The sequence below is a fragment of the Porphyromonas somerae genome (genome assembly GCF_022845615.1).
GTDB classification, from domain to species: Bacteria; Bacteroidota; Bacteroidia; order Bacteroidales; family Porphyromonadaceae; genus Porphyromonas_A; species Porphyromonas_A somerae.
Genome location: NZ_AP025559.1, coordinates 1,946,307 through 1,960,819 on the forward strand (window position 1 = coordinate 1,946,307; position 14,513 = coordinate 1,960,819).

Annotated in this window: 13 protein-coding genes; 8 read left to right on the forward strand and 5 right to left on the reverse strand. The window is 51.1% G+C overall.

Annotation, left to right across the window (positions count from 1 at the left end; translation table 11 throughout):
* The first annotated feature begins 6 nt into the window (after positions 1–6).
* From rseP to MWL85_RS08415, 5 genes are read left to right on the forward strand one after another with little or no spacing between them, the layout of a single operon-like run.
* Positions 7–1,326: an RIP metalloprotease RseP gene (gene rseP / locus MWL85_RS08395; protein WP_026161663.1), complete on the forward strand. Its 1,320-nt coding sequence runs from the start codon at positions 7–9 to the stop codon at positions 1,324–1,326.
* A 9-nt stretch (positions 1,327–1,335) separates the two neighbouring features.
* The gene (locus tag MWL85_RS08400) at positions 1,336–3,726 is read left to right on the forward strand and encodes an endonuclease MutS2 (RefSeq protein WP_244400375.1); all 2,391 of its coding nucleotides are present in this window, start codon (positions 1,336–1,338) and stop codon (positions 3,724–3,726) included.
* A gap of 35 nt (positions 3,727–3,761) precedes the next feature.
* Positions 3,762–4,328 carry a DUF4924 family protein gene (locus tag MWL85_RS08405; protein WP_244400376.1) on the forward strand — a complete coding sequence of 189 codons (567 nt, stop codon included), beginning with the start codon at positions 3,762–3,764 and terminating at the stop codon, positions 4,326–4,328.
* Positions 4,318–5,229: an SDR family oxidoreductase gene (locus MWL85_RS08410; RefSeq protein WP_244400377.1), complete on the forward strand. Its 912-nt coding sequence runs from the start codon at positions 4,318–4,320 to the stop codon at positions 5,227–5,229. The genes MWL85_RS08405 and MWL85_RS08410 overlap by 11 nt, the downstream gene beginning before the upstream one ends.
* The gene (locus MWL85_RS08415) at positions 5,216–6,796 is read left to right on the forward strand and encodes a peptide chain release factor 3 (protein ID WP_021902701.1); all 1,581 of its coding nucleotides are present in this window, start codon (positions 5,216–5,218) and stop codon (positions 6,794–6,796) included. Before MWL85_RS08410 ends, MWL85_RS08415 begins: the two co-directional genes overlap by 14 nt.
* Here the strand turns inward: MWL85_RS08415 and MWL85_RS08420 are convergent.
* The 5 genes from MWL85_RS08420 to MWL85_RS08440 all read right to left on the reverse strand — a co-directional run bounded on the left by MWL85_RS08420 (position 6,780) and on the right by MWL85_RS08440 (position 11,493).
* On the reverse strand, positions 6,780–7,643 hold the full coding sequence (locus MWL85_RS08420; RefSeq protein WP_244400378.1) for an urea transporter: 864 nt from the start codon (positions 7,641–7,643) through the stop codon (positions 6,780–6,782). The genes MWL85_RS08415 and MWL85_RS08420 overlap by 17 nt on opposite strands.
* Before the next feature lie 78 nt (positions 7,644–7,721).
* Positions 7,722–8,600, reverse strand: a complete 879-nt coding sequence (locus MWL85_RS08425; protein WP_244400379.1) for a nucleoside phosphorylase — start codon at positions 8,598–8,600, stop codon at positions 7,722–7,724.
* A 52-nt stretch (positions 8,601–8,652) separates the two neighbouring features.
* Positions 8,653–9,684 (reverse strand): flotillin-like protein FloA, encoded by a 1,032-nt coding sequence (floA, locus tag MWL85_RS08430; protein WP_018027911.1) that lies wholly within the window; start codon positions 9,682–9,684, stop codon positions 8,653–8,655.
* Complete coding sequence (locus MWL85_RS08435) at positions 9,681–10,166, reverse strand: NfeD family protein (protein ID WP_244400380.1); 486 nt, start codon at positions 10,164–10,166, stop codon at positions 9,681–9,683. The genes floA and MWL85_RS08435 overlap by 4 nt, the downstream gene beginning before the upstream one ends.
* A gap of 31 nt (positions 10,167–10,197) precedes the next feature.
* Positions 10,198–11,493: a hypothetical protein gene (locus tag MWL85_RS08440; RefSeq protein ID WP_244400381.1), complete on the reverse strand. Its 1,296-nt coding sequence runs from the start codon at positions 11,491–11,493 to the stop codon at positions 10,198–10,200.
* Positions 11,494–11,686: 193 nt separating this feature from the next.
* Here MWL85_RS08440 and MWL85_RS08445 point away from each other — a divergent pair, with 193 nt between their 5' ends.
* The 3 genes from MWL85_RS08445 (at position 11,687) to pdxA (ending at position 14,501) form a co-directional block, all read left to right on the forward strand.
* Complete coding sequence (locus tag MWL85_RS08445) at positions 11,687–11,857, forward strand: hypothetical protein (protein WP_018027908.1); 171 nt, start codon at positions 11,687–11,689, stop codon at positions 11,855–11,857.
* Positions 11,858–12,137: 280 nt separating this feature from the next.
* Complete coding sequence (locus MWL85_RS08450; protein ID WP_244400382.1) at positions 12,138–13,163, forward strand: DUF4837 family protein; 1,026 nt, start codon at positions 12,138–12,140, stop codon at positions 13,161–13,163.
* A 231-nt stretch (positions 13,164–13,394) separates the two neighbouring features.
* Complete coding sequence (gene pdxA, locus MWL85_RS08455) at positions 13,395–14,501, forward strand: 4-hydroxythreonine-4-phosphate dehydrogenase PdxA (RefSeq protein ID WP_244400383.1); 1,107 nt, start codon at positions 13,395–13,397, stop codon at positions 14,499–14,501.
* The last annotated feature ends 12 nt before the right edge of the window (positions 14,502–14,513 follow it).

Consider the following 14,513-nt stretch of genomic DNA (forward strand, 5'->3'; position numbering starts at 1 on the left):
AAAAATATGGGGATACTACTAAAAGTAATACAGCTACTACTAGCTCTATCTATACTGGTGACGGTACATGAGTTGGGGCACTTCCTCTTTGCTCGCCTTTTCAAGATCAGAGTGGATAAGTTTTTCTTATTCTTTGACGTAGGGGGCAAAGCACTCTTTCGGTTCCGTCCGAAGCGAAGCGAGACAGAATACGGTGTGGGCTGGTTGCCTCTCGGCGGTTACTGCAAAATCAATGGCATGGTGGATGAGTCTCTGGCTCTAGAGGGTCTAGAGAGTGAACCAAAACCATGGGAATTTAGGAGCAAACCAGTGTGGCAACGGTTCCTCGTGATGGTGGGAGGTGTGCTCTTCAATGTACTCCTAGCTATGCTCATCTATGGTGGCATTGCCTACCATTGGGGCGTGGAGAAGCTACCGATGAAGGAGGTGGATAGCTGCTTGAAGTACTCCAGCGTAGGGCATCAAATGGGATTGCAAGATGGCGACCTCCCGGTAGCAGTAGATGGCAAAGAGCTCGCCTACTTTGAGGGCTCCATTCTGCAAGAGATTGCCAATGGGGAGACCCTCACCGTGGAGCGTGAAGGCAAGCGGGTAGAGGTGGCCATTCCAGTGGACTTTATGAGGGCAGTATTGGCGAGCAAAGAGCCCTTTTTCGCCATGGATCTACCGGCTCGCATCGATTCCATTGTGCCGAGTAGTGCAGGGGCTGCAGCAGGGCTTCAGCGTGGTGATGAGATTGTAGCGATCAATGGCGAAGCGATGGATCGGCTCTCCCTGGTACTCCCCAAGATCAAGGAGCTGAGAGGGGATACCATCTCCCTCTCTATCATACGAGGCGGTGCTCAAGAAGAGATTCGCAGTTATGTAGATAAGGAGCAAGGGATAGGCATCGCTTTTACGCCCCCAACGAAACTATTCAAGACCGAAAAACTAGAGTACGGACTATTGGAGTCGATCCCAGTAGGAGTGCGTGAAGCGGGTAAGCAGTTGAATAACTACACCGACCAGCTGAAGTATGTAGCCACCCCCGAAGGGGCACAGAGCCTTGGTGGCTTTGGCACCTTAGGAAGCCTATTCCCTTCCACGATAGATTGGCACGCCTTTTGGGCGATGACCGCTTTTCTCTCGGTGATATTGGCGGTGATGAATATCCTCCCTATCCCTGGATTGGATGGCGGCCACATTATGTTTTTAATCTACGAGGCGATCACCGGCCGAGCCCCCTCACTCAAGTGGCAGACGAGACTTCAGATATTTGGCATGATTTTATTGATCCTTTTGATACTCTATGCCAATATCAACGATGTGATTAGATTTTTACTATAGGGAGGTCAAGTGGCGGTCAATAAAGCATTTGAAATAGTAGAGCAGAAGCTGGAGTTCACTACACTTCGGCACGACCTCTATGCCCTTTGCGATAACGAGGTGAGTCAATTCCTCACGGAGCAGATGGGTTTTATGCAGTCAGGCAAAGCACTTCATAGCCGATTGGAACAGCTCAGTGAGATGCTCCAATTCACGGCATCGGGTGTGGATATCCCTAGCTTTAGGTTTGGTCCGCTTAGAGATGCCCTCCGCTCTCTTCGTCCAGAGGGGAGTTACCTCGAGGTGGAGTCGTTGCGTCCGCTTCGGGAGCTACTCATTGCGGTAGTGGAGACGAAGAGGGCGTTGGCGGAGAATGAAGAGTACCCTAATCTCTCTGAGCTAGCCATGGGTTTGGACGATCTGGTGGACCTGCGACGGAGACTGCACAACCTGATTGATGATGCGGGGGAGATCAAGGATACAGCGAGCAAGGAGCTAAGGGCGATTAGGAGCGAACTACGGCAGTTACAAGGCTCTATTGGGCAAACGATGCAGAGCATCCTCAGAGAGGCCAAAGCAGCTGGTTGGGTGGAGAAAGATGCCACGCCAGCTATGCGAGATGGTCGTTTGCTCCTCCCCATTATCCCTTCGGCAAAGCGAGAGATCGGAGGCATCGTGCATGAGGAGTCGTCCACAGGCCGCACGCTCTATATGGAGCCGGAGCGGATGGTGGCGATGAATAATCGGATCCGCGAGAAGCAAAGTGAGGAGCAGAGAGAGATAGTGCGACTACTTAGGGAGTTTAGCAACTTCGTGAGGAGGGATATGCCGATGCTCCAACGCAATTGCCAAGGGATAGGCATTTTGGACTTCAATAGGGCTAAGGCACGACTCGCCAATGGGATGGAGGCGGTAATTCCTCAACTCTCCACCGAGGGCGATATGGAGTGGCAAGTGGCTAGGCACCCGCTCCTAGAGCGACACTTGAAGTCACTCAATAGGGAGTTGGTACCGCTTACTTTGAAACTGAATAAGGAGCAGCGACTGCTCATCATCTCTGGTCCCAATGCTGGCGGTAAGTCGATTGCACTCAAGACGGTTGGTCTGCTTCAATATATGCTCCAGTGCGGATTGGCAGTGCCTATGATGGATCATAGCACTTGCACCCTTTTTGACCAGATATTCCTAGATATCGGCGATGCTCAGTCGCTCGAAAACGACCTCAGCACCTACTCTAGCCATCTACAGGGTATGAAACGGGTATTGCGGGAGGCCACCTCGGAGAGTTTGATACTGATTGATGAATTTGGTTCGGGCACAGAGCCCACAATTGGAGGTGCGATTGCCGAGGCACTCTTGGATCGCTTTCGGCAGATGGGTTGTTATGGGGTGATTACCACGCACTACGGCAACCTCAAGGATTACTCGGAGCTCCACGAAGGGGTGGTGAATGGGGCGATGCTTTTTGATAGAGGGCGGATTGAGCCACTCTATCAGCTATTTATCGGTCAGCCGGGAAGCTCCTTTGCACTAGAGGTGGCGAGGAAGATCGGTTTGCCTGGCGAGATCATTGATTATGCCAGTGAATTAGTGGGTAGCGACTATCTGCATCAAGATAAGTACCTACAGGATATTATTCGGGATAAGGCTTATTGGAAGCGCAAACGAGAGGAGGTAAAGCGGCAAGAGCGAAAGCTACAAGAGAAGCAGAGCAAGCTGGATGAGCGATTAGACAACTTCTCGGAAAAGCGGCGGAGCCTGCTAGCGAAAGCGGAGCAGGAGGCACTGGAAATAGTGAATAGTGCCAATGCAACTGTGGAGCGAACGATTCGGGAGATCAAAGAAGCTAAGGCAGAAAAGGAGCCAACCCAAAAGGCGAGGGCAAAGCTGGAGCGGAAGAAGTCTCATCTCAATCGACAGGCAGAGAAAAAGAGGGCACCAGCCCCCACCAAAAGGGAGCCAATCAAGGAGGGAAGTCGCGTGACCTTTGGCAATGGCAATGAAGTAGGCGAGGTGGTGGCTATTGAGGGTAAGAAAGCACGTGTGCGGCTAGGCAACCTCACCATGACGGTAGATGCCAGCAAGCTACAGCCTACGGAGCGAGCTACCTCTGACCTCGTCGCACGGAAGCCTCAAGTAATCGAACAGCAAGCGAGCCAACGACGGCTCAATTTCAAGCCTCAACTCGATTGTAGGGGGATGCGTGTGGATGAAGCCCTTTCGGCAGTGGTTCAGTTTGTTGATGATGCCAATCACTTTGGGTACAACCCTATCCGCATCTTGCACGGCACCGGAACGGGAGCACTAAAGCAGGCGATTAGGGAGTATCTTCGACAGGATTCTAGAATCGCACACTTTGAGGATGAGCTAGTAGACTTAGGCGGTGCCGGGATTACCGTCATCACACTTAGGGATAACTAAGCTCCATTTTATAGGCACAAAGAAGTTAATAGATTATGATAGTAGCAGAACAGAAAAGGAAGGAAAATGTAGCGGAATACATCCTCTATATGTGGCAGATAGAGGATACCATCAGAGCACTTGACTTTGATCTCACCCGCATCACTGAGTATGTACACGAGGGGTACCGACTAGAGAAGCCGATGATGGAGAAGGTGCTACTCTGGTACCTAGAGCTTGCCGATGCCATGAAGGCTGAAGGGATTACCGAGGTGGGCCACTTGCAGCAGCTCAACGACTTGATGGACTCGCTTCAGGAGCTCTCGGGCAAACTACTAAGGGAGCCAACTCAGACGCTCTACTCATCGGTTTATTTCCAGACACTTCCCAGCATCATACAGCTACGCGACCTGACTGGCACCGACCAGATGGGCGAGGTGGAGACCTGCTTTGTAGGCATCTACGGTTATCTAACGCTCAAAGCAAGAGGCGAGGAGGTGACCGAAGCGACAACGGAGGCTATCAAACAATTCAGCACTTTCCTAGCTATGCTCGCCGATCGTTTTCGCGAGGTAGAGGAGGGCAACCTACATCTTAGTTGGGAGGAGGAAGATGAGGAGTAAGAGAGTTTGGCTCACAGGAGCTAATGGGCTTCTGGGCACGGCCATTCAGGAGGTGGCTAGAAAGCACTGCCCAGAGCTGGAGATACTCCCCACCACAAGGGAGACGCTCAACTATTCTAGCGAGGAGGAGATTGCTGACTTTGTGGCAAAGAACCAACCGGATATCGTGGTCAATTGCATCGCCTTTACCAATGTCGATGCTGCTGAAAGCCAGTACACTGAGGCACTTCTTGCCAATACCTCCATACCTTTGGCACTGGCCAATGCCCTCGGCACGATACCGCTGATACATATCAGTACCGACCATATCTTTGGGAGTGACCGAACGCCACGAAAGGAGCCCTACAATGAGGAGGATATCCCGATGCCAGCCAATAGGTACGCACTCACCAAGTTGATCGGCGAGTATGCGGTACACTACCACAAGCAGAATGCCTATATTCTTCGTACCTCATGGCTTTATGGTCCTGCCAAGTGGCCACACAAGAGTTTCTACAAGAGCATATTGAGCAATGCCCAAGCGGGTAAACCGCTTAGGGTGGTAACGGATGAAGTGAGCAGTCCTACCTCTGTCTTTACCTTGGCAGAGGTTGTCTTGGAGATCGCGAGTGAAAAGCAAGGGCCATTGCCTTTCGGCATCTACCACGTTGCAGACGTTGGACCTGCCTCAAGGCATACTTTTGCGAGCAAGATTGTGGAGTTGCTACCACCCGATACCTTAGTAACCGTAGGGAAGTGTACCCAAGCAGATTGGGCACTCCCCGCATTTCGCCCACACTTTAGTGCCCTCTCGACTGAGAAGATAGCACATTTCTACCCCACACTCATCCGCCCATGGCAGGAGCGACTACAGGAGATTTACAATTACGACATTCAAGGAACAACTGATGAAATACAATAAGGAAGAGATATCAAGGAGAAGAACCTTTGCCGTCATTGCACACCCCGATGCTGGTAAGACGACACTCACCGAGAAGCTACTGCTCTTCGGAGGAGCGATACACGTAGCAGGGGCGGTGAAGAGCAATAAGATACGCAAGTCGGCCACCTCCGACTGGATGGAGATTGAGAAGCAGAGAGGCATCTCTGTCGCCACCTCTGTGATGGGCTTTGAGTACGAAGGGTACAAGGTAAATATCCTAGATACTCCTGGTCACCAAGACTTTGCCGAGGATACCTATCGCACACTGACGGCCGTGGACTCGGTAATTATCGTGATTGATGGTGCGAGAGGTGTGGAGCTACAAACTAAGCGACTGATGGAAGTCTGCCGTATGCGCAAGACGCCCGTGATTGTCTTTGTGAATAAGATGGACCGAGAGTCGCAAGACCCCTTTGACCTTCTCGACGAGGTGGAGCAAGAGCTGCAAATCGCCACCACCCCACTCACCTGGCCTATCGATTCGGGTGACCGCTTCAAAGGAGTCTACAACATCTATGACAAGGAGCTAGAACTCTTCTCGGGAGCCGATAAGTCGCATGTCTCGGAGCGTATGGAGGTGGATCTCGATTCACCCGAACTGCTCAACTACCTGAGCGAAGCACAGGCAAAGCGACTGAAGAACGACCTGGAGATCATCGAGGGAGTCTACCCAGAACTCAATGAGGAGGAGTATCTAGAGGCCTCCCTTGCACCAGTCTTCTTTGGCTCAGCACTCAATAACTTTGGCGTGAAAGAGTTGCTGGATACCTTTGTGCGTATCGCCCCTTCTCCACGAGCTACCAAGGCTGAAGAGCGGATAGTAGACCCTTACGAGGAGCCCTTCACCGGCTTTATCTTTAAGATACATGCCAATATGGATCCCAACCACCGCAGCTGTATCGCCTTTGTAAAGGTCTGCTCAGGTAAATTTGAACGGAATAAGTACTACACCCACGTAAGGCACAAAAAGCAGATGCGCTTTAGTTCGCCCACAGCATTTATGGCACAGAAAAAGGAGATCGTTGATGATGCCTTTGCGGGGGATATTGTAGGTCTTCCCGATACTGGCAACTTCAAGATTGGCGACACCCTCACTTCGGGGGAGGTGCTCCACTTCAAGGGACTGCCTAGCTTCTCACCAGAGATGTTTAAGTACATTGAGAATGCCGACCCACAAAAGCAGAAGCAACTCCAAAAGGGACTGACTCAGCTGATGGACGAAGGGGTAGCACAGATGTTTACCAACGCCTTCAATGGTCGTCGTATTGTAGGTACCGTAGGGCAATTGCAGTTCGAAGTAATACAGTACCGCCTTCTCCACGAGTACCAAGCGAGCTGTCGTTGGGAGCCAATCAACCTCTACAAAGCTTGCTGGCTCTCTTGCGACAAACCCGAAGTACTAGAGGAATTCAAGAAACGCAAGATGCAGTATATGGCCGTGGACACGCAGGGACGCGATGTCTACCTTGCCGATAGTGCCTATCTACTAAATATGGCGAAAGAGGAGTTCCCCGATATCACCTTCCACTTCACGAGCGAGTTCTAACCCAGCGCTCCACTCCATTCAGAATCCACACCACCAGTACAAAGGGGGCGGTGAGAGTAGATATGCCCATAGAGAGCCCTAGGTACTGGATGAAGAAGGAGAGGATAGTGCCTCCAAGTAGAGCCCACGGTGCAAAGCGACGTGGTTTCCCCGAGACCACGATCGCCACTAGTATGGTATTGTAGAGATAGAGCCCCGAGTGGGCATCTATCGTATCAACGAATGGGAAAAGGCAAAGCAAGAATGTAAGGAGACTCCCCACAGCGAGGTAAGCCACCGCACGAGGTGAGTTGACAAGTATTCCTAAGAGAAAGAGGTAACCAGTCAGAGCATTTGCTTGCAACATCACCTGCCCTAGCCCTACACCAAAAATCACCAAGGGGGTGTTACCAAGGGTAGTAGGATAGGTGAAAGTGTGCAGATGCAGTGGAGGGTCTACGTAGAGGACAAACAATATCAATCCCCACAATAGCAAGACAAAAGGAGCCGTTAGCACTGGCAGATACTTCTGCCGCATTCCCCAATGAGTTACTACCGCAGAAAGGATGGAGAGCACTACAAATAGGATAGCAGCCAGCAGACAAGGCTCCATGAAGAGCCCACAGCCAATCCCCACCAAAGTGGCATTGTAGCCATACAACCCCTGCTCAATACGCTCCTCGGGATATTTCACCAAATAAGCGAAGAGGGTAGCTAATATCGTAGCCACCAAGGCCAAAGAGGCCAGATAGATAGAGCTAAAAGCCAGCCCCACCAGGAATAGCAGACCCGACCAACTATTCTCCTGAAGCATCACCTGCCCCACTCCCTTCAGTACACTTTCAATATATTTCTGCACTTCCTTCATTTACGACGATGTTTAGGAGAATCCCCGACCTATCTTTCAAGATGGTCGGGGATTTTATTATAAGTACCTTTCGTCGCTTTAGATACGGTCAAGCACTAGCTGTACTAGGCCCTCAATGGTGCCCTTGTACTCGGTATTCATCGTCTCGCTCTTACGACCAGCAATAATCGTACAGATGGTCAGCACACGATGCCCTAGAACAGCACCTAGACCCGCCAATGCCGAGCTCTCCATCTCGAAGTTGGTCAGCTTCACCCCATTGTGCTCAAAGTTGATGATCTTCTCATTGAGCTTAGGATCCGCTAGTTGACCACGAAGGCGTCGACCTTGTGGTGCATAGAAACCATTACAAGCAATCGTCGCTCCTGGCACTACACCACCTGGGGTCACAAACTGCTCAATCATATCCTTTGGCGCTGGGACAGCATAAGGCTTCAGCCCATCAATCTGCCACTCCAGTTGCTTCATCAGTTCCGCTTCAAAAGGCTTATCACACACCTTATCCCGATCGGCATAGAAGTGCAATACCCCATCAAAGCCAATCGCATAATTGGCAGCTACAAAAGAGCCGATAGGGGCAAAGTCTTGCAAACCTCCCGAAGTACCAACTCGCACAATCGTAAGCTCCTTATGCTCATCCTTGGCAGTACGCGTTTTGAAATCAATATTGGCAAGTGCATCTAGCTCATTCAGCACAATCTCGATGTTATCACTTCCGATACCGTGCGAAAGGGCAGTGATCCGCTTCCCCTTATAGGTACCAGTGATGGTGTGAAACTCACGGCTAGAGACATTGACCTCCACACTATCAAAGTGCGAAGCAATCATATCCACTCTCGAGGGGTCACCACAAATCACTAGCTTATCCGAGATATCCTCAGGACGCAAATGGAGGTGAAAAATAGTGCCATCATTATTGATGATCAATTCCGACTCTGGTATAATAAATTTACTCATAATACTTTATTTAATAGGTGCTTGGCAAGGGTAACTTCCAGCACCAAGTTCATCATTTCTTCTTCTTATCTTCGTCAATAGCTCCCATAGGCTTATGCTCCTTTTCATTGCCCGTAGGACCAGCAATTGCTTCACGCATCGAGGTATCCGCCTCGATATTCTTCATCTTGTAGTAATCCATAATCCCTAGGTTACCACTACGGAACGCCTCCGCCATGGCGAGAGGTACCTCCGCCTCAGCCTCAATCACCTTAGCACGAGCCTGCTGAGCCAAAGCCCGCATCTCCTGCTCCTGAGCCACCGCCATTGCACGGCGCTCCTCAGCCTTAGCTTGGGCGATATTCTTATCGGCCTGAGCCTGATCCATCTGCAGTACCGCACCGATGTTTCTACCAATGTCAATATCGGCAATATCAATAGAGAGGATCTCAAAGGCGGTACCAGCATCTAGTCCTTTCCGAAGCACCAGCTTACTGATAGAATCGGGGTTCTCTAGCACTACCGTATGCCGTTCGCTCGAACCGATAGAGCTCACAATACCTTCACCTACACGGGCGAGAATCGTCTCTTCACCAGCTCCTCCCACCAGTCGCTGTATATTGGCACGTACCGTCACACGTGCTTTGGCGATCAATTGGATACCATCCTTTGCCACAGCGGTTACAGGAGGAGTATCGATCACCTTAGGATTCACCGACATCTGCACTGCATTAAATACATCTCTACCTGCAAGGTCAATCGCCGCCGCCATCTTAAAGGATAGGTCGATATTGGCCTTATTGGCAGAAACAAGGGCATGCACCACCTGCTCCACATGGCCACCAGCGAGGTAGTGCGCTTCCAGCTCATCACGCGTCAGGTCGAGTCCCGCCTTGTGTGCCTCCACCATCGCCTTAGCGATCACATGAGGTGGCACATTACGGATACGCATCAAGAAGAGTTGTAATAGCGAGATACGCACTCCCGAGGCACGTGTCGATACCCACAATAGGATCGGGAAGTATCTCAGGAATAGAGCGATAAGGATCAGGGCTATTACTATAGCTATCACTATCCCTATCAGACTTGGAGAAATTGGATTCATAACTTTTGCTCTTTATTATTTCGTTTTACAAAGACCTTATTATTCCGAATATCAGATATAACTATCGGCTCCCCCTCATCGATAAAACCCTCCTCCGACTCCGCCTCTACTAGGGTCTCACCCCCAAGGCGGATAGTACCCACAAGGGCTAGCCGGCTCTCCGCCACCCCATAGGCACCACGCTCCACCCCCTCAGGAAGCTTTACCGCCACCTCATCAACCGAATCCTTAAGAGCCACCTTTTGGATAAATTTGTTGCGGCTCAGCAGGTAAAACCCAACCACAAAGAGTACCACCGAGAGCAGTGCATAGAAAATGGCCATACTCACCATACCCTCTGCAAATAAGAAGTACTCCATAGCGATAAATCCTCCTGCACCTATGATGCCCATAAGTCCCAACCCTGGGATAAAGAAAATCTCCGCTAGCACCAGTGCTGCCGTCACCACAGCTACCAAAATGACCAAGAACGTCAACATCATAATATATAGCTCTTAAGTAGATTAACAACCATCACTCACTCCTACCTTCCCCGCTCCAAAGCCGAATAATCTCATTACGAAGCGTAAAAAGCCGAGTCCGATACCCCTCACTCTCCTTCTCCAGCGAAAGCACTTCTTCCTTCAACTGAGTCGCAGTTCCACCCCCACCCAGCTGTAATCTCAACGCCTCCAAAGAGGCCTCACACTCCTTCAAAAGCTCCTGCACCTTCAGGTACTCTGCTACCAATCCCTCCGGTACCTGAGACCCTTGCAACCTCTGCTTATAGATCGCATCGTCTCCCACCCAAAAGAGCGGCTCCTCACGGTTCCTTAGAGCTGGACTAGCAACTATATTTCCCCGCTTACGGGGCTTCAATTCAGGGGTCAGCCACCTCGCCACTTCACGGAGATTCTCCCCCTCGTAGCGAGCCAACGTGCTAGGGGCAAAGCACCACAGACGGAGGCTATCCCCCCATGCCTCTCGGGCACTCACCATCCAGCCTACGTCCTGCTCCTCATCCACAATGTAGCAGAAGTCGTCCATCGGACTATTGAAAGGCAGCATCAGTTGCGTAGGCACCAAAAGCATCCCTTGTGCTCGGTCGTACCGACTCACATAGAGGTCCTTACCGCCTATAGTATGTTGAGGGACCTCCCCTTTTTCCTCCTCCAAGGAGAAGTAAATCGTAGTACCGTCACTCCCCACAAAGGGATAGCTGATTTGGCACCCCTCAGGAAGTCCATTCACCCTGACCACTTCGGGGTTTGCCTCGTCCCAACGCCCATCACCCAATTGATGATAGATATAAAAGAGGGGCACACTATCCGCATCACTCCCCACCTGCCAACGGCTCTTCCCATCGGGCGAAAGATAGGCACCCTCTTGCACCTCACCGAGATAGCTTGTCTCACGTTGCAAACGCTTCCAAATCTCTGCACGAGGTGCCACAAGGGTATCTAGTGTCGCCACCACACGGCTATTGGAGAGCAATCGCTCCACCAGCTCCAGATGCGCCACTACCTCGCCACGCTTGGCACGCTCCTCCTCCCCTCTCAGCCGAAGCCCTTCATACTGCTCCAGTCGCTCCCGAGCCGTCTCCAACCGGTAATCATTGATCGCCGAGAGCGTTGCCAGCCTCAGAGTCTCCGCACGTCGTTGATCTCTACGTGAAAGAGAATGGTACCAATGTTCCACATCGGCATAACGGCCCTCACGATAGGCGACCACCGCTTGGTCGTACGGAGAGAGTGGCCTCGTAGGTGGCTCCTCTGCCACCAAGCCCACACTCCATACCAAGAGCACCAATATCAATAGGTTTCTTTTCATCCTTCTCTACACAACTTATCTTATATCCCCAAAGATACCTATTTTACACCAATCTCACAAGGAGCCAACACACCAGCCGACCACAATCTCCACCTCCCCATACTAGGTGAAAAGCTCGCTGAGTAAAACAGCAAAAATGCCCCTTTACAGAGAATGTTGCACAAAGTGCCATTCTCGCACATTTGCTTCAAATGTGCTGAGACTTTGCACTAAGGATGAGATGCAAGGCGCTGAGGATGAGGACGAAGGGAGCGTACTTACGTACGTGACCGAGGCCCGAATTCCGAAAGCAACGCAGCAGATCGCCTTCGTGCAACAGTCTCTTTACAATCAACTGAAATCCAACACCATACAAGGGCACTAGTCGAGATGCAACTAAGCAATCGGTTAGTTGCATCTCGTCGATCGCTTAGTTGCATCTCGCCGATTGCTTAGTTGCATCTCCACTTTTGCTCTACTACGCTAGCCCATTTATGGAGGCGTTTATCTTTATCTGAGAAAGCGTCGCCCCTGCCGAAATTGCGATGGTGGGGTGGCTTTATATTTGCTTTTTGGTATATTTGTGTCTAATAGTGGTGTAGGCGTAATAAGCATCTCTTGCTTTGCCTATATATTATATAATGTGTATCAGCTGTATAAATGCGATGAAAAGTTTGGTAGATAGAGGGGGGACCTTGAAGGGTTTGCTATGGATATTGATGGCTCTGCCTCTGCTCTTCTCCTGCAGTGGGAAGGGGAGCAGTAAGGGGGGTGGTCTATTTGGAGCTACTGGTAAGCCACTGGAGATGGTGGTGGTGCTTCCGGAGGGCTACGATAGCGAAGCTCTTCGGGATAGTGTGAAGCAAGCACTCGGTATGCCGATGATGGTGCTACCACAAAATGAGCCATTGCTCACGGTGATGATGACTGGGGAACGCGACTTCTCGCAGATGTTTAAGTCGCTCAGGAACATCCTCTACATCACGATTGATAAGGAGCGGTATACTAGCCCCTCGATAGGGATTAGTCGCGATCAATTTGCTGGTGGTCAGTTACTGATCCATGCGAGGGCGGAGAGCCTTGAGTCGATCTACCGACTTTTGGATCTGAAGGGAAGGTCGATTGCCGACATGATCTACAAGGAGGAGTTGGTACGGCTGAGCCACGCCTTTGACCAAACCTACTCTAGCGAGGTGGCAAAGCTGATGAAGGAGCAGATCGGGGGTTGGACCATTCGCGTCAATACCGATTTGGAATACACTCATACGGGAGATCACTTCCTTTGGGCATCGGATCAGGGGGTGAAAGGTCGGACCGACTTCTTTGCCTTCACCTATCCCTATGAAGGACCTCAGAGCCTAGAGCTGGATAGGATTATTGCCGTTAGAGATAGTGTACTGCAACAAAATGTAGCAGGTGCTCACGAGGGCTCATACATGAGTACAGAGCATCGGGTACCTCAGGTGGTTCGCCACGTGGAGGCGAATGGCATTCCTCGGACGGAGGTGCGTGGTCTTTGGGCGATGGTGGGGGATATGATGGGTGGCCCTTTTGTGCTACACGCTATTAACGACGAAGCCAATAAGCGGGTTTTGGTGGTGGAGATGGTGGTTTACTATCCAGGTGGACCGAAGAAAAACTTGATGTTACTAGCAGAGTCACAGCTTTATACTCTGGAGGCAGCAGAATGACGATCTGCTGCGTTGCTTTCGGAATTCGGGCTCGATCACGTACGCGAGTACGCTCCCTTCGCCCTCATCCTTTTTTGTGTGTGCCTGGTGCCCTACGTGCACCTTGCCCTCAGCGCCTGGCATCTCATTCATTCTGCTGCCTCCACCAAAGAATGACGATCTGCTCGACTTCCTCTACCCGCCCCCTCCACCCTTCCCCTTTTGAATCACTATATAAATGAGTAACGACGAATGAATGAACCTATAAGAATTGGGATCACCCACGGCGACTTTAATGGTATCGGGTATGAGGTGATCCTTAAGACGCTTGCCGACGAGCGGTGCTTGGAGCTATTTACCCCAATTGTCTATGGCACCCTGCCGGCGTGGAATTATTATAAAAAGGGGCTGGGGATCCAACTCACAGCGCGCACTCGCTTGATCCAGTCGGCGAGTGAGGCGGTGGAGGGGGAGATCAACCTGATTGAGGTGAATGAAGGGGGCAGAGAAGCTCTGGTGCAACATGGCAGACCGAGTGCCACGGCGGGTCAGCTGGCAGCGAAGGCACTGATGATGGCACGTGAGGAGCTACTCAAGGAGGAGATTGCTGCAGTGGTGACGGCACCTATCTGCAAGGAGGTGATGACCTCTGAGGCCTTTCCGTTTGTAGGGCATACTGGCTTTTTTGCTGAGCCTTTTAAGGAGAGTCACCAGCCGATGATGCTCTTTGTGGCAGAGGAGATCCGTGTGGCCCTACTCACGATCCATGAGCCACTCAGCAAGGTCGCTACCTTCATCACCAAGGAGGGCATCAAGAGCGGACTGAAACAGCTTGAGAGGACACTACAGCAAGACTTTGGCATTGAAAAGCCTAGGATCGCTGTGATGGGACTCAACCCTCATGCTGGGGAAAATGGGCTCCTCGGGCTGGAGGAGGTAGAGGTGATTACTCCAGCTGTGGAGGAGGCGTGGCAAGAGGGGATACAGGCGTTTGGCCCTTTTGCTGCAGATGGCTTCTGGGGCAGTGGGCACTACCGTAAGTTTGATGCGGTACTCTCGATGTATCACGATCAGGGGCTTCTGCCTTTTAAGCTTCTAGCGATGGATGAAGGAGTGAATATCACTACGGGTCTGCCAATTATCCGCACTTCGCCCGACCACGGTACCGCCTTTGATATTTGTGGTAAGGGGGTGGCGAATGAGGCTTCTTTCCGCAATGCCATTTATAGAGCGATTGATATTTATAGGAATAGAATGCGGTATCAAGAGGCTACAGCCAACCCTCTACAGAAGAAGTATGTAGAGAGGGGTAAGGACAATGTGCGCCTAGACCTCTCTAAGAGTGATGATGAACTATAAATAAAGGCTTAG

What these genes read in the sequence shown, in the direction of transcription:
- rseP (WP_026161663.1), top strand. Translation starts at nt 7, where the DNA reads ATGGGGATACTACTAAAAGTAATACAGCTACTACTAGCTCTATCTATA.
- MWL85_RS08405 (WP_244400376.1), top strand. Translation starts at nt 3,762, where the DNA reads ATGATAGTAGCAGAACAGAAAAGGAAGGAAAATGTAGCGGAATACATC.
- MWL85_RS08410 (WP_244400377.1), top strand. Translation starts at nt 4,318, where the DNA reads ATGAGGAGTAAGAGAGTTTGGCTCACAGGAGCTAATGGGCTTCTGGGC.
- MWL85_RS08415 (WP_021902701.1), top strand. Translation starts at nt 5,216, where the DNA reads ATGAAATACAATAAGGAAGAGATATCAAGGAGAAGAACCTTTGCCGTC.
- MWL85_RS08420 (WP_244400378.1), bottom strand. Translation starts at nt 7,643, where the DNA reads ATGAAGGAAGTGCAGAAATATATTGAAAGTGTACTGAAGGGAGTGGGG.
- MWL85_RS08425 (WP_244400379.1), bottom strand. Translation starts at nt 8,600, where the DNA reads ATGAGTAAATTTATTATACCAGAGTCGGAATTGATCATCAATAATGAT.
- floA (WP_018027911.1), bottom strand. Translation starts at nt 9,684, where the DNA reads ATGAATCCAATTTCTCCAAGTCTGATAGGGATAGTGATAGCTATAGTA.
- MWL85_RS08435 (WP_244400380.1), bottom strand. Translation starts at nt 10,166, where the DNA reads ATGATGTTGACGTTCTTGGTCATTTTGGTAGCTGTGGTGACGGCAGCA.
- MWL85_RS08440 (WP_244400381.1), bottom strand. Translation starts at nt 11,493, where the DNA reads ATGAAAAGAAACCTATTGATATTGGTGCTCTTGGTATGGAGTGTGGGC.
- MWL85_RS08450 (WP_244400382.1), top strand. Translation starts at nt 12,138, where the DNA reads ATGAAAAGTTTGGTAGATAGAGGGGGGACCTTGAAGGGTTTGCTATGG.
- pdxA (WP_244400383.1), top strand. Translation starts at nt 13,395, where the DNA reads ATGAATGAACCTATAAGAATTGGGATCACCCACGGCGACTTTAATGGT.